This is a genomic window from Streptomyces sp. NPDC043854 (assembly GCF_056436005.1).
Map to the genome: position 1 here is coordinate 1 of NZ_JBWKDK010000017.1, position 13449 is coordinate 13449.

Consider the following 13449-nt stretch of genomic DNA (forward strand, 5'->3'; position numbering starts at 1 on the left):
ACTCCAGCGGCATGAAGTACGGCCAGCTGGCGCGGTGCGTTCAGCCGTAGGGCATGGCACCAGCCCTCCCATAGCAGTTACGGGACAGCCCTTAGACCTCAGTTGGCAGGCCGGCCAGTGCTCCGACGACTGCCAGCAACCACCACAGTGCACCCCCGTTGATGTCACCTGTGGATGTCAGACGTGGAGAGCTGACCAGCTCACTTCTTCTTCCGCAGCTTCCGCATCTTCGCTTCGGCGTCCTTCTTCTTCCGCTGCGCCACTCCGTAGCTGGACCAGCTCCCCTGATGCAACTGACACCGAGAGCTGTTCATGATCGCGGGCTTGCTACAAGGCCGCCCCTTGGCCGTCTGCGCCCCGCACCTGGGTTGAGTCACCTGTCACCTGCTCCCTACCTCGCTGTCACCAGACCCCGGGATGCTCTCTCACAAGCCAGCCACCAGGAAGGCGCAACCCAAGCGGACGGAAGCACGGCCGGCACACGGCTCCGGAGGCTGTACGTGCTACACGAGTACCAGCAGGCCACGGCCTCACATGTGGTTCCTCCAGCTTCATCCGTCCACGAGTGGGTCGCGATTCTTCACGGGCGAAGAGTGGCAGACCGCTTCGTAGGAACGGCAGGGGAAACCATTCCTGTCGGTCTGGTCACAGCTGCACGTTAGAATTACCTAGCGTAGATAGGGACTCCGCATTTCAGCGCGCCACAGGCAGCTGGGATCTGAAGGACTCGGCAGCAAATTTACGCCATGCCGCTCGATGCGCTGCTCTCATAGAAGAAAAGCGCTCCTCGGCCCTTCCCTCGCGAAATGCAAACCAACCCGATATACCATACTCATCTTCTCGGACCTCACGAATGAGCTTCCCAAGAGACTTAGCATCCGCCTTCGCTTCAAGCAAAGCATCCACCGCCTCGTAATACCGGGCGACTACACGCCGACGCCCTTCGACAACAGCCTCGTGATTGATGCAGGAAAACACATCTACGGTAGCCTCACCTTTCGGGTCGAAATCATCCTCCAGGAATCGAGCCGAAAGGTACCCATTCGCAGTGTCCAGGATTAGATAGGCCCACGGGTCTTCCTGCGTCGGGTCTATGAGCAGCGGGCGCCCTTGCGCATCAACCGGGAACCTCGCCGACTTCCTCCGGTTGCACTCTGGGCAGATCATGATGAAATTCTTCCAGGTGAGAGCTAGGCTGAAGTCCACTGCAATAGGGGTGAAGTGGTCAACATCCGCAGACCTAGAATCACAACAATAAGCGCAGCGTTGACGGAGCCCGTTCATCGCCGTCAGCGCATCGACAACAGTGCGACTCTTGACCGACTTTCGATATCGATCCCATTCCTTGCGGGCAGATTCTTTATCGAGTAGCTTCTTTCGTCGAATCGCAAGTTCACGGCGCGCTTGAATGTCGATCTGTACGCGATGAATCCGCCTCATGCCCAGCCATCACTCCGACTCGGCAAAGAGGGAGAGCTGCTCCAGCTCATTCGACTCTTGCAGGGTAATCTTTCCCGCAATCTGCTTTGCCCGCAGCCTGGAGTGTCTAAGATTGGCGGCTACGGCCTTCGGTGATCGCGTGTGGCTCATCCCAAAAGCCGGAGTGAGAAGGATCTGATCTGGCTTACCTGCAACGATCCGCATGAAATCGGACTCTTCAAGCTGGAACGGCGGGCCGTCCCCCGGCTGAGGCATATGGTAAATGCGGCCGCGATCAGCAGCTTGACATACAAGCGGGCTGTGAGTGGTGACTATGATATGAACTGCACGAGTGGGAAATGCCTCTTGAGCCAGAATCCGATCTCGCGTTGCCATGCAGGATGGAGATGTGAGTCAACTTCGTCGATGATCACAACGCCAGGTCGATCGATGTAAATCGTGCCGTCCTCGGAACGTTTGGTTAGCTCAGCTGTACCGTAGACATCCACCATGTGGCGAAACAGGTGCGGGTGCGCGTCGACGAGCGCGGTCACCTGGGCCGGGTCGGGTCGAGCTGGGCCGCGAAAAAAGCCGAGGCCGTCCGAAGGACCTCGTTCGCCCGCTTGAGCTGGGCATTCTCCTTCCGCAGGGCGGCAAGCTCCTCCCGCTCGGCGGTGGTGAGCATGTCACCGCGTTCGCCGGCGTCTGCCTCGGCCTGACGGATCCAGTTGCGCAGGGCCTCGTGGTGCACACCGAGCTCCTCGGCCATGCGGCGGATCACGGGCTTCGGCTCGGCGGTCCGGTACATCCGCACCGCACGCTCACGCAACTCCAGCGGATACTTTCTCGGCGCAGGCATCGTCTGGGCTCCTCTCATGAAACCCATCTGACCCTCTGTCACCCATCCCCGCATCTCGGGGGAACCTCACCTTCACCATGAACCGGCCCGCACCCGCAGTGCTGGCCCCCGTCATCCCGGAGCCTGAGCGCCCCCGCCGGAGGCATTGCTTTGACGTTCGCCTGGGCTCGTCCGCCAGCCCGCGTGTCGGTGGGGGTCTGGGTGGGTCGGGCGCGGCCTGACTGTTGGGCCTCGGGCTGATGAGTGGCCGTTGGGTGGCTGGGGCTCGCGCTCGGCCTGGCGCTCGGGGCGGAGCGCGGGGGGAACCGAGGAGTTGAGGGGCTCAGTCGCCGTGGGTGAGTTCCCCCCATCGGACCCGCGCCGTCCAGGCGCGCGGCCGGCGGCCGGGGTGGAGCGGGGCGCAGACAGGAGCGCAGGCCCGGGCGACGGGCGCGCTCGCCGCGCCGAGCGCGGCGGGTGCCTTGATGAAGTAGAGAAAGTCTTACCGCAAGGCCCTCTTGCCGCGCCCATGGCTGGCTGGTCCCATGTGGTTGGGGACAGTGCACTCGGGGGGCCCATGAGCGATCTCACTGTGAGCCGGTGGAAGCGGCATGGCAAGGATCGGCTGTACGTGAACCTGCCGGATGGCACCGCGGTCGCGTGGGCGGACATGGCTACGAAGACCATCACGATCAAGGTTCTGCAGTATCGGGATGAAGCGGTGGCCCTGTTGCGAGCCCACCTCGGGGACTCGGCGACTGTTCGGACAGCGTCGTCGGGCTCGGCGCCGTCTCGGAGTGCTGGCTCGGCGGAGCCGCGGCGTTCCGATCAGGTTGTCAGCCCGCAACGCGGCCGACCGCTGAAGCTGCCACAACTGACCGTGGCCGATGATCTTGCTCAGAACCGCCCGGGCGCGGTGCTTATTCAGACCATCGCCGCACGCGGCCCGTCGCTCCTCCAGCGGACTTGGTCCAAGGTGCTGAGGCGTTCGTCGGAGTGGGACTCCTGGTACGCCGGCCTTGAAGGTGAGCGCCGTGTTGGTCGGGAGTTACAGCGACTGACCACCCTCGGGTGGAAGGTTCTGCACGGTGTGGACAAGAGCAGCGGCGGCGACATCGACCACTTGCTGATCGGTCCCGGCGGGGTTTTCACCGTCAACACCAAGAATCATCCCGGCGCTTCCATCTGGGTCGGCGACGAGATGGCAAAAGTCAATGGCGGCCCGCCGGTTCCGTACGCGGCCTCCAGTAAGGCTGAGGCGGCATACGTCCGAGGGGTGCTGGAGCGGCACTGCGGGTTTGCCGTGCCAGTGGAACCGGTGCTCGTCTTCGCCGGAGCGGTCTCCATTCGTCGAGCCACCACACAACACACCGTGCGGATATATCTGGAACGGGAAGTCGCAGCGCTCGGCCCGCTTTCGGGCAGGCTCACGCAGCAGCAGGTGGAACAGGTCTACGCGGTAGCCCGCCATCGGCGTGCCTGGCTGCGGTCTTGACCATTCGCGTCAGGCGGCCTTCTCCTGCGGCCGTTCGCCGTACTCCAGGTGGACCCGGTGCGCTCGTTGATCGCTTCTGGCGGCAGGAATGCGTAGCTCTTCAGTCGGCTGCCTGCAGCTTGAGCCGGGCCAAGGCCTCTGGGGCGAGTTGTCCATCGTCGAAGAGGTACAGGACCTTGTCGCCTTTCGCCGGCGCTGGGAGCCCAGTCCACGACCAGCAAGCGACCGAGCGGCGGCGTGATGCCAAGCTCCTCCCCGACCTCTCGCCTGGCAGCGCTGAGCGGGGACTCCCCCGGTCTCGACGTAGCCGCCTGGGATGTCCCAGTACTGCTTGTAGGTCGGCTCCACCATGAGGATGCGGTCCCAGCGGGAGGCGATCAAGCACATGGATCGGCTGCTCAGGAGGCGACCCCGGTCGTAGTTGACCTTGGACGTTGATGTCAGATGTGGATGTCAAAGGCCCCCAACCATGATCGGTTGGGGGCCTTTTGACTGGTGGGCGCGGACGGTTTCGAACCGCCGACATCTGCTTTGTAAGAACCCGTAAATTCGAAGCTCATGTTCCCGAGGGCTTCCGAGGCTTTCCGAGAGTTGAATTCACGCCCCGGAAGGGCGCTCTCCGAGAGTTTCCGAGGGATTCCGAGCGGGGTTTGTGGCATCGATGTGGCATCTTCCCTCACGACACCGCCCGCAGACGCCGGCCGGTGACCAGCGCAGACCGCACCTCCTCGACCAGCTCGGGCCCGGCGTGCTGGTACAGCCACGTGACCCGGCCGCCACGCTCGTGCCCCATGATGACCTGGACGTCCTTCTCCGGGACGCCAGCGTCTTTCAGGCGTGTGGCGAAGGTGTGCCGGAGGTCGTGCACGCGCGGCCAGTACTCGTTGCGGCCGGTCTCCGGGTTCTTGACGATGCGGGCCAGCCCGGCCGCCTTGATGGCGGGGAGCCAGTGGCGCCTGAAGTTCGGCCGCGTCAGCACCGCGTCCAGGTCTACCGCGGCCCCGTCCTTGCCCTTCCTCGTCCGCCCTGCCAGCGGCCCCCGGAAGATCAGCTCCTCCGGGTGCATGCCGTCCTCGATTGAAGACTCGGTGGTCGCGGGCCGATGCTTCTCCATCATCGTCTTGACGGCCTCGACGGCGGCCGGGGTCAAGGGCACCGTCCGGAAGCCCGCTCGCGACTTCGGCGCCATCTTGCGCCGGATCTTGCCCTTGTCGTCGATGAGAACTTCCTTCACCTTCACCGTGCAACGCTGAAGGTCGACATTGCAGGCCCTGAGGCCGGTGTACTCGCCCCACCGCATCCCGGTCTCTTGGGCGAACACCATGAGGGGATGGTAGTACGCCGCGAGGTGCTGGCGGATCAGTTCGCACTGCGCGGCCGTGGGTGGGATCAAGTCGTCCGGGTGCTTGGCAGGTGCCGGCGCGACCTCAATGTCCAGGCAGGGATTCATGCTGATCCGACGGTCGCGGAGCGCGGCCACCATCATGTGGCGGAGCAGCTCCAGCACCTTCTTCTGCGTGGCGTGGCCCTTGACCTCGTTGGTGATCCAGTCCTGAACTTGGATCCATGTGATCGAGTTCAGCTTGCGCTGGCCCCACTTAGGTTGGACGTGAACCGTCCAGGCGCTTAGCTTGCGGTTCTTCGTGGTGATCGACTTGACCTTCACCGTCGGCCACCAGATCGCGTACCAGTCATCCACGGTGATCGCACCCCGCTTCGGGTCCTGGTAGGTGCCCTCGCGGATCTGCGTGCGCACCTTGTCCAGGTGGGCGATGGCCTCGCGCTGGGTGGGGAAGACGGGGCCGCACTGGCTTCCGTCGGGGTCCCGGTAGCGAGCTTGCCAGGATCCCGTGCAGTCTCGGCGCGCCTTGCGCTTGCCGTACTTCTCCGGGGGGTACTTCTCCAGGCACAGCTTGCAGCCGCACCCTTTCTCGCGAAGCTGCCGGGGGTTATTGGCGGCTCTACGCGCCACAGCCGACCTCCTGATTTCTACGGGCACATGCACTGCGGGCCGGAATGAGCACCGGCTCCCCGCAGAAACAGAATGCTCCGAAATGCGGCTGCGGCGTGGCGAGTTCGGTGAGAACGGCACGAACGGCGACGAGCACATTCTCCTGCGGCATCTCAGCCGGGAGCCGAATGATCCTGCTGGCCGAGTCGTAGGGTCTGAGCGGGTGATCGGCTGTGAACTGCACACGAATGCACATGGGCACCCCCTGAGGCGTCGTCCTGGGTCCCAGCCGCGGGGAGTGCCGTGGTCGGCGTACGCCGGTGGTCCAGTGCTCCGCCGCTCTGCGGGAGTCGTGGCCGCACGTGCATGGGTGCGGTGGGGCGCGGAACGCGGCCGTGACCTGCGAAAAGTATGGCGTGTCGTGAAGTCGATGTCCATGTCATGTGCCAATTTGGCGCACGGGGTGTGCCAAAAGAGGGGGCGTGCTAGATACTGGCCTGGACCACGACCGAGGAGGAGCTGCCCATGCCCGACCAGCACCAGCAGCCACGCACCCAGCTGTCCGACCTCGTGCGACAGGCCCGTAGGAAGCGCCGCCTCTCACAGCGGGCGATAGAGGAGCTGACCGCCGACCCAACCACGGGCGCGCCTGTGATCTCCCGGGGGTGGCTCGGGAGGCTCGAACGCAACCAGTCTCCCGCGCTGCCCGAGGAGCCGGAGCTACGCGCACTGGCGAGAGTTCTGGAGGTGCCCTATCAGGAGGTCACGGCGGCGGCCGGCGCGCAGTTCTGGGACCACCGCACAGTTTGGAGTCCGGACGGGACGGTTCGTGCGCACCTCAGGGCGGACGAGCAGTTGGACCCGGTCGTCGCCGAGCATCTCAATGCGGTCATGGAGAGGCTGGCGGCTCTGCGGTCTGACGCTCCGTGAGAAAGATTTCGGCCACAGAACGTAGCCTGTTTTCAGCCATCTGTGCATGATGGGGCCCCGGATGCCGATCGGCCGACCGACCGGCGCCGGGCCACTCATCATGCAAGGGGGCCTGATCATGCGCGACATCCAGCCCATCCGTTACCGAGTCACACAGTCTCGATATCTCCTGGTCGACTCCCTCCCCGGAGGTCGCCTCGTATGGATCGACGAGGAGCCGGGTAGGGCCGACGTTCACATCCTCCGTGGCGGCGCTACCGAGGCGTTCGTCGATTTCATGACCACCGAGCACGCTTATCTTCTCGGGGGCGGCGGGGCGTCCTGGTCGCAGTACTGGACGCCCGGTGAAGAGCGGGCCGAGGGCCCGATCCAGAATCTAGGTTTCGCGCGGGCCTGGTGGGAAATCGACGAAAGCCCCGCCGCTGTCGGGAGGTTGGCGGTTGCGGTGGACCTCGACGGGGCGTTCGTGTGGTTGATCCGCAAGGGTCACGTGCAGCCACCCGTGGTGACCCAGTTCAATCGTTACCTGCGGCGGCTCGTCGGTGACGGGCTCTGGCGGCAAGACTGGGACGACAGCACCCCTGTCGACGCTCCCATTGCGGAATAACGGCCGAGCACGGCAGCGAAACCCGAACGTCAGCGGGCACGCCTGCCGCAAAATGTAGGGTGCACCCTACATACATCCGTGGGTGATCGGGCCAGCGTGGGCGAGTGCCTCGCTCGACCCCGCTACCCGATCACCTGCTGGCCCGCCGGCGGCGCATCGGCGCCCAGATCCGAGCGGCCCGCCTGGACCGGCATCTGACGCAGGAACAGGTCGCGTTACGCGCCGAGATGGACCGGGCCAGCTACGTCCGGATCGAGCAGGGCCAGGCCTCTCCCCTCCTCGACTCCCTCATCCTGATCGCCGACGCGATCGGAGTCCCCCTCGCCGAGCTCGTACGCGAGTAGCCCCGGCCGGAAGGGGACCGGCCGGAACGTAGTCCGACCGGGGCTGGTGGTGTCCCCCTCGCGGGGCCGCAGGGCGGATAGGGCCGGCCGGTCTTAGCCGCTCACCTGCGGCGGGGTGATCCGCTGCACGAGGTGCTGGAGGCGGGTGTCGAAGTCCTTCGAGGCGTCAGGACTGATCGTGTCCAGCGCGACGAACGCGGTGACGATGACGTCGCACAGCTCCTTGCGGACGTCGTCCCACGTGTGGCTCGCCCCCTTCCTCGGGTTCGCGCCGAGGGCGCCGTGCAGGGCCTCGGCGACCTCCCCGTACTCCTCGCCGATCTTGAGTACGCGTAGGAGCCGAGGGTCCGCGCCCGGGACCTCTTCGGCCTCCTCGTCCAGCCACTTACGGATGTGGGAGATTCCGTCCCAGGTGGTCGCGTCCATCGTGGGGTGCTCCTTCTCGTGCAAGGTCAGAAGAGGGCCGGTTCGGCAGGGGCTGCCTCGAGCGGGTCGGTGACCGGCAGCACGCCGAGCGGCGTGAGGCTGAGGCGTACCGTCAGCGCCGAGTGATCGGTGAGGCGGCTCTCCATGGTGCGCGGCTCGTGCAGATAGGTGCATGCCCTCAGCTGCTCGGCCGCGCGCGGCGAGACGTGCGCGTGGTCGTATCGGTAGCCGTCACCGGTCCGGCCCACCCACGAGTAGTCCAGCATCCCGGGGTGGAGCCTGCGGAATGCATCCACGTACCCGGCGGCGTCGAACCAGCTGTAGAACGCGTACTCGAAGGCGGCGAAGAAGCGGTACCTCGGGACGTGCGTCGGCTCCAGGACGTTGAAGTCCCCCAGGATGATGCGCGCCGACCCGGGTCCCGTCGGCAGCTTGAGGCAACACTCCTCGAGGAACCGGCGCTTCCTCTCCGTCTTCGCCTCCGTGGCGTCCCGGGACGGCACGTACAGGCCGATGATGTCGAGAGGGCCCTTCTTGGTGGCGACGGTCACGCCCACCGCGCGGTGGGGTAGGTAGGTGACCCCAGTCGCCAGGGGCTGGGTCTCCAGTCGGCTGACGATCATCACGCCGCGCTCGCCCCGGCCGGGCCGGGGGAAGATCACGCGGTACCCGGCCGCGGTGAACCGCGTCTCCAGGAGGTCGCACCCGGCGCTGTCGGCGGTCTCCGTGAGGACGAGCACCGGCTCCGGCCGGGTTGCGAGGTAGGAGAGCTGACGCTCCGCCCGTTCCCGGCCGGGGTTGTTGAGGTTGAACGTCAGCACGCCCATGCTCGGGCTGGTCATGAACTCCCCTTCATCCAGGGTTCCCTGATCACGGCGACGATGGCGGCGGCGATCCCCTCCGCGCTGACGGTGGACGCGTCGAGCGTGAGGACCCGGACGCCGACGGCACTGAGGAACCTACCGGCCTCACGGAACAGCGCGCACTCTCGATCACTGCTGCCCGGCTCTCGCTCGTACCGGCTGTGCGCGCCCCGCTCCTTCAGGCGCCTCTCGATGACGTCCGCGCGGGCGTTGATGATGACTGCGAGGTCCGGCATGTCGGCGTGCCGGTTCAGGTCCCAGACGACGTCACGGCTGACGCCGTCGAGGACCTGGAGCACGAGCGAGGAGGCGATGTACCGGTCACACACGACTGTCTCGCCCCGTGCGAGCGCCGGCCGGACTTCCTCCTCGATGTGCATGTACCGGTCGGCGGCGATCAGGCACGCCATTGCCATCCCGCGGTACAGCTCGGTCCCGGAGCGTGCGAGCTGCCCGAGGGAGGTGTCGCTCGGTTCCCGAGTCTGGTGCATGGGGATGCCGGCCTCGCGCAGTTGTTCGGAGACCAGGGCGGTGACGGTCGACTTTCCGACGCCGCCGGGGCCGTCGAGCGTGACGAACAGGCCTGTCATGAGACACCCACTACGGGCAGGACGCGGGTCTGCCGCGGCACGACGGGGCACTGCTCGGTGTCGACGGCCCCGATGCGTTGCCCGGCGGAGATGACGGCTGCGGGGCAGCCCTTCCCGCACGACGCCGACATGGAGCAGGCTCCGCACGTCGGGTTCGCGCCGAGGTCCCACCGGTCGCTGAACTTGCCGTACTTGTCGAGGCGGTCCGCGATGTCGTTGTCCTGCCAGACGTTGCCGACGAGGAAGTCGGTGTCGGGGTGCTGGCTGACCTTCGTCCGGGCGGCGAACACCAGGTACGGGCAGATGGCGACGCCGCCGTCGGTGAAGACGTAGATGATGTTTCCGGCTTCGCACGGGGACAGCGGCTTGGCTTCGTCGTTGGGGAACCGGATGTTCACCAGCTCCATGCCGTCGGCCTCGAACGGGGCGGTCATGGCGGCGATGTGCCGCATGTGGTCCTCGGGCGAGCGGAGCTTCTGTTGAGACTTCTTCGACGCGCCGCGGCCCATCGGCCCGAGGGGGTTCATCAGCACGTACTTGGCGCCCTGCTCCTTGGCGAACTCCACCAGCTGCCGGTACTCTTCGTCCTCCGCGAGGCTGTTCGGCGTGCACAGTAGGCCCTGGAGGATGCCGGCCGTCGCGAACCGTCGGACGGTCTCGACGGTGACCTCGAACGAGCCGGGCAGGCCGCGGAAGACGCTGTGCGACTCCTCGGCGAACCCGTCCAGGCTCACGTTCATGTGGGCGTCCATGGCGGCCAGGGCGCGGATCTGCTCGTCCGTGACGAGGCTCGCGTTCGTGCACACGCCCACCGACATGCCGGCGTCGCGGAAGGCCCGGCAGACCTCGATCACGTCGGGGTGCATGAACGGCTCGCCGCCGGTGATCGTGATGCGCGTGACGCGGGCCTCCGCGAGCTGTGGGATCAGCTGAGACCTGATGGCGTCCAGCGGCATGTACTCGCCGCGCTTGGTGGCGTTGACAAAGCAGTGCGAGCACAGCATGTTGCAGGGCTCACAAATCTGCACGAGAGCTTTCCGGTAGGGGTGGTCGACCGTCGTCCGGAAGTAACAGGACGCTGCCTGTTCCCCGGTGATGATCGCGCGTCCGCTCACGGAGTCCTCCAGAGAGATGAGTGGAAAGAGGTTCGCGCTCGAGCCCGGTGCAGGGCAGGGGGCCAAAGGCGAGGTGGTCAGCTGGGCCGGATGGCGCAGCCGAAGTAGGCGTGCAGAACCTGGCGCGCAAGGTGGCTGCGGCAGCCGCAAGCGCAGGCAGAACCGCGAGTAGCTCGAGCGGATCGACCTCCTGGTCTGGCCACTGCCAGCACGCCGAGGGATCGTGCCGCACTGCCGTCGATACGCCGCACGGGTAGCAGTGGGCCGCTGTGGCGCCGCAGTACCCCGGCTCCAGCGGGGCGGCCCCGTGGCAGACGAGGCACTCCAGGTACGTCCGGATGCACTGCCCGCCGGGGTGCGCCGGCGACTCCTCGACATCCAGCTGCACCCGGGTCAGGTCGACCGCGTCGCCCCGCATACAGGCAAGATCGGCGTGGGGACCGGTCACCGGGTGTCCCACCACGGCGTGACGGCCACGGGGTCCCGCGGCCCGGCACGGCGGCACCCGTTCTCGTGCAGCACGGCACCGCCCTCGGGGCCGCCGAGCGGCAACGGCTCCGCTCCGCAGCTTGGGCATCCGGCCGGCTGAGCGGTGCGCCCGGTGGCCGGGTAGGTGGCCGGTCTTGTCACTCCGAGCCTCCCGGTCCGCAGGCCCACACGTCGGCGTCGAGTAGGTACCCGCCGTCATGGCCCGTGACGACGCCGCGGTAGACCCGGCCCGCCGCGAGGGGCCTGCCGCACGCGACACACGCGTAGCCGCGGGCCTGCTCGATGGTGAGGTCGTGGAAGGAACCGGGGAGCGGCGCCTCAGCGCAGGCCCCGGTCTGAGCTGTCACGGCGCCAGCCGCATCTGCGCGGCGGGGATGACGAACTCGCGAGCATCCGCACCGCGGATGTAGGCAGCGTCGTAGTGGTGGCCAAGTCGGTTCCCCTCGACGCAAACGTCCATCAGGGTTCCGCTCCTGCCACTGAGCAAGTCCTGCACGCCCAGCCCAAGCCAGGCATGCGGTACCGAGGTCCCCACGCGCTCCGGGGAGTCGGGGGTCTCGCGGACTTCCATGGCGGTGCTCCCTACCGTCTACAGCGAAAGGGCTCCCCGATGGGGGTCACCCGTGTGAGGCTTGCGGTAGTAGCCTTCCGCTCACGGATGGCCAGGCACAGGCGTGCCGCGTCCGCTCCCGTCCGCAGCCTTGCGGACACCGCGGACAGCGGGAGGTGCCTCTGTGAGTGAGTCGTTCGGCGATGCCTTACGTCGTCTGCGCGCAAGCCGCTCAGTGCGTGATGTGGCGAGCCTCGCCAAATGCGGCAAGAGCTACGTCAGCGACCTGGAGAACGGGCGACGTCAGCCGACGTCGGCGATCGCCGCTGCCCTCGACGAGGCCCTCGGCGCTGGCGGCGAGCTGATCGCCCTTGCAGAGGTACGCCCCGGCCAGTCGTTGCTGGAGCAGGCTGATGCCCTGCAACAAGGTCTTCACGAGACGTTGGTCGCCGGACCGATGACGGACGCCTCCTTAGAGGACTGGGAGTACACGGTCGCCCGACACGGGCGCGCGACCCGGTACCGAGCGGAGCGCGAGCTGCTTCCGGTGCTGCTCGCGGACTTCACAGACCTGCGAGTGGTTCTCACGCATCGGCAGGCTCCGGCGGCACGGCGGCGGCTCACGATCGCGGCAGCGCAGATGTCTGGGTTGATGGCTCTCACCCTGCTGAAGTTGGGCGACCCACGCTCTCGGACGTGGTGGCGCACTGGCCGGGCCGCCGCCGGTGCGGCGGAGGACAGGGCGACTATGTCGTGGATGTACGCGCAGGAGGCGTATCAGCTGTACTACGGCGGCGATGTCGAGGGCGCTGTCGAACTGGCGGTGCGGGCCCAGCAACTGGCCGGCGGTCTGCCATGCGTTGGCCCTGCGCTGGCAGCGCCGCTGGAGGCTCGGGCCCTGGCCTTACTCCAGGACCGGGGCGGCGCACAGGACGCCCTCGGACGCGCGGAGGTGGCGTTGGAACGGATGCCAGCCGAGGCGCGCATAGCGTCCGCCTTCGGCTACTCCGAGTCTCAGCTGCGGTTCCACGCCGGAAACGCGTGGACGCATCTCGGGGAGACAGGCCGGGCGGCGGAACAGCAGGCGCGCGCACTGGAGCTGTACCCGGCCCGGGACCACACGGACCGGGCGTTGATCGCTCTCGACCAGGCCATATGCGCGGCAGCCGACGGCGACCCCGCAGGTGCCGCGACGCTCGCAGCATCCACCATCGTGGATCTCCCCGTCGAGCACCGGTCCGCGCTGATCATCTACCGGGCGCGGGAGGTCGCGGCTAGGGTGCCCGAGGCGCAGTTGGTGCCGGAGGTGCGGGTGCTGCGCGAGGTCCTGGCGCTGCCCGCGGGCGAGAGGAGCAGCAGTGCTGATCGAGCAGGCGACGGAAGCGGACGTTGAGGCGATCTCCGAGATGCTCGGAGAGATCGAGGCGTTCTACGGCGGAGAGCACGTGCCTGGCGACCCGGCCCAGATTCGGATCGCGCTGTTCGGCGACCGGCCGGCGGCCACTGTGCTGCTCGCTCGCGATGGCGAGCAGGTGCTGGGGCTCGCGAGCTATACGTTTCTGTGGCCAGCCGCGGGCGCGGACACCAGCCTCTACCTCAAGGAGTTGTACGTTCGAGAATCTGCTCGGCGACGGGGCGTGGCTGGCGCGCTGATGCGTGAACTGCGGGCAGCGGCTGACGAGGCCGGGTGCTTGCGCGTGGAGTGGACGGCGGACCGGGATAACCCGGCCGCGCTGGCGTTCTACGACGCGCTCGGCGCGGTTCCGCGGGACGGGAAGATTTTCTACCGGATGGAGAGCTAGCCCGGACGCACGAAGACGCCCCCTCCCGCG

At 66.9% G+C, this 13449-nt stretch carries 18 protein-coding genes; 6 read left to right on the forward strand and 12 right to left on the reverse strand.

Annotation, left to right across the window (positions count from 1 at the left end; translation table 11 throughout):
• Positions 1-200: 200 nt before the first annotated feature.
• The 4 genes from AC068A_RS17185 to AC068A_RS17200 form a co-directional block, all read right to left on the reverse strand.
• Positions 201-377, reverse strand: a complete 177-nt coding sequence (locus AC068A_RS17185; protein ID WP_478585680.1) for an HGGxSTG domain-containing protein — start codon at positions 375-377, stop codon at positions 201-203.
• 316 nt (positions 378-693) lie between these two features.
• Positions 694-1440 (reverse strand): HNH endonuclease, encoded by a 747-nt coding sequence (locus tag AC068A_RS17190; RefSeq protein ID WP_478585682.1) that lies wholly within the window; start codon positions 1438-1440, stop codon positions 694-696.
• 311 nt (positions 1441-1751) lie between these two features.
• Positions 1752-1973 (reverse strand): AAA family ATPase, encoded by a 222-nt coding sequence (locus AC068A_RS17195; RefSeq protein ID WP_478585684.1) that lies wholly within the window; start codon positions 1971-1973, stop codon positions 1752-1754.
• Positions 1970-2278, reverse strand: a complete 309-nt coding sequence (locus AC068A_RS17200) for a transposase (RefSeq protein ID WP_351541371.1) — start codon at positions 2276-2278, stop codon at positions 1970-1972. The genes AC068A_RS17195 and AC068A_RS17200 overlap by 4 nt, the downstream gene beginning before the upstream one ends.
• A 556-nt stretch (positions 2279-2834) precedes the next feature.
• Between AC068A_RS17200 and AC068A_RS17205 the strand changes: the two genes are divergently transcribed.
• On the forward strand, positions 2835-3752 hold the full coding sequence (locus tag AC068A_RS17205; RefSeq protein ID WP_478585686.1) for a nuclease-related domain-containing protein: 918 nt from the start codon (positions 2835-2837) through the stop codon (positions 3750-3752).
• Here AC068A_RS17205 and AC068A_RS17210 read toward each other — a convergent pair.
• Both AC068A_RS17210 and AC068A_RS17215 read right to left on the reverse strand, forming a co-directional pair.
• Positions 3710-3994: an NUDIX hydrolase gene (locus AC068A_RS17210; RefSeq protein WP_478585971.1), complete on the reverse strand. Its 285-nt coding sequence runs from the start codon at positions 3992-3994 to the stop codon at positions 3710-3712. The genes AC068A_RS17205 and AC068A_RS17210 overlap by 43 nt on opposite strands.
• 434 nt (positions 3995-4428) lie before the next feature.
• Positions 4429-5724, reverse strand: a complete 1296-nt coding sequence (locus tag AC068A_RS17215) for a tyrosine-type recombinase/integrase (RefSeq protein WP_478585688.1) — start codon at positions 5722-5724, stop codon at positions 4429-4431.
• A 504-nt stretch (positions 5725-6228) separates the two neighbouring features.
• On the opposite strand from AC068A_RS17215, the gene AC068A_RS17220 reads away from it, so the two are divergent.
• From AC068A_RS17220 to AC068A_RS17230, 3 genes are all read left to right on the forward strand, one after another.
• Positions 6229-6633, forward strand: a complete 405-nt coding sequence (locus AC068A_RS17220; RefSeq protein ID WP_478585690.1) for a helix-turn-helix domain-containing protein — start codon at positions 6229-6231, stop codon at positions 6631-6633.
• A gap of 118 nt (positions 6634-6751) precedes the next feature.
• Positions 6752-7240 (forward strand): hypothetical protein, encoded by a 489-nt coding sequence (locus AC068A_RS17225; RefSeq protein WP_478585692.1) that lies wholly within the window; start codon positions 6752-6754, stop codon positions 7238-7240.
• Positions 7241-7344: 104 nt separating this feature from the next.
• Positions 7345-7584: a helix-turn-helix domain-containing protein gene (locus AC068A_RS17230; protein WP_478585694.1), complete on the forward strand. Its 240-nt coding sequence runs from the start codon at positions 7345-7347 to the stop codon at positions 7582-7584.
• 93 nt (positions 7585-7677) lie between these two features.
• Here the strand turns inward: AC068A_RS17230 and AC068A_RS17235 are convergent, their stop codons facing one another.
• The 6 genes from AC068A_RS17235 to AC068A_RS17260 all read right to left on the reverse strand — a co-directional run bounded on the left by AC068A_RS17235 (position 7678) and on the right by AC068A_RS17260 (position 11638).
• On the reverse strand, positions 7678-8010 hold the full coding sequence (locus tag AC068A_RS17235) for a MazG-like family protein (RefSeq protein ID WP_478585696.1): 333 nt from the start codon (positions 8008-8010) through the stop codon (positions 7678-7680).
• 26 nt (positions 8011-8036) lie between these two features.
• Complete coding sequence (locus AC068A_RS17240) at positions 8037-8852, reverse strand: endonuclease/exonuclease/phosphatase (protein WP_478585698.1); 816 nt, start codon at positions 8850-8852, stop codon at positions 8037-8039.
• Positions 8849-9463, reverse strand: a complete 615-nt coding sequence (tmk, locus tag AC068A_RS17245) for a dTMP kinase (protein WP_478585699.1) — start codon at positions 9461-9463, stop codon at positions 8849-8851. The genes AC068A_RS17240 and tmk overlap by 4 nt, the downstream gene beginning before the upstream one ends.
• The gene (locus AC068A_RS17250; protein ID WP_478585701.1) at positions 9460-10578 is read right to left on the reverse strand and encodes a radical SAM/SPASM domain-containing protein; all 1119 of its coding nucleotides are present in this window, start codon (positions 10576-10578) and stop codon (positions 9460-9462) included. Before AC068A_RS17250 ends, tmk begins: the two co-directional genes overlap by 4 nt.
• 626 nt (positions 10579-11204) lie before the next feature.
• Entirely contained in the window at positions 11205-11414 is a 210-nt protein-coding gene (locus AC068A_RS17255) for a hypothetical protein (RefSeq protein ID WP_478585702.1), read from the reverse strand.
• A complete protein-coding gene (locus AC068A_RS17260; protein WP_478585703.1) occupies positions 11411-11638 on the reverse strand; it encodes a hypothetical protein in 228 nt (75 codons plus the stop codon). The genes AC068A_RS17255 and AC068A_RS17260 overlap by 4 nt, the downstream gene beginning before the upstream one ends.
• Before the next feature lie 163 nt (positions 11639-11801).
• Here AC068A_RS17260 and AC068A_RS17265 point away from each other — a divergent pair, with 163 nt between their 5' ends.
• Both AC068A_RS17265 and AC068A_RS17270 read left to right on the forward strand, forming a co-directional pair.
• Positions 11802-13010 carry a helix-turn-helix domain-containing protein gene (locus AC068A_RS17265; protein WP_478585704.1) on the forward strand — a complete coding sequence of 403 codons (1209 nt, stop codon included), beginning with the start codon at positions 11802-11804 and terminating at the stop codon, positions 13008-13010.
• The gene (locus AC068A_RS17270) at positions 12976-13419 is read left to right on the forward strand and encodes an N-acetyltransferase family protein (protein ID WP_478585706.1); all 444 of its coding nucleotides are present in this window, start codon (positions 12976-12978) and stop codon (positions 13417-13419) included. The genes AC068A_RS17265 and AC068A_RS17270 overlap by 35 nt, the downstream gene beginning before the upstream one ends.
• Positions 13420-13449 lie beyond the last annotated feature (30 nt).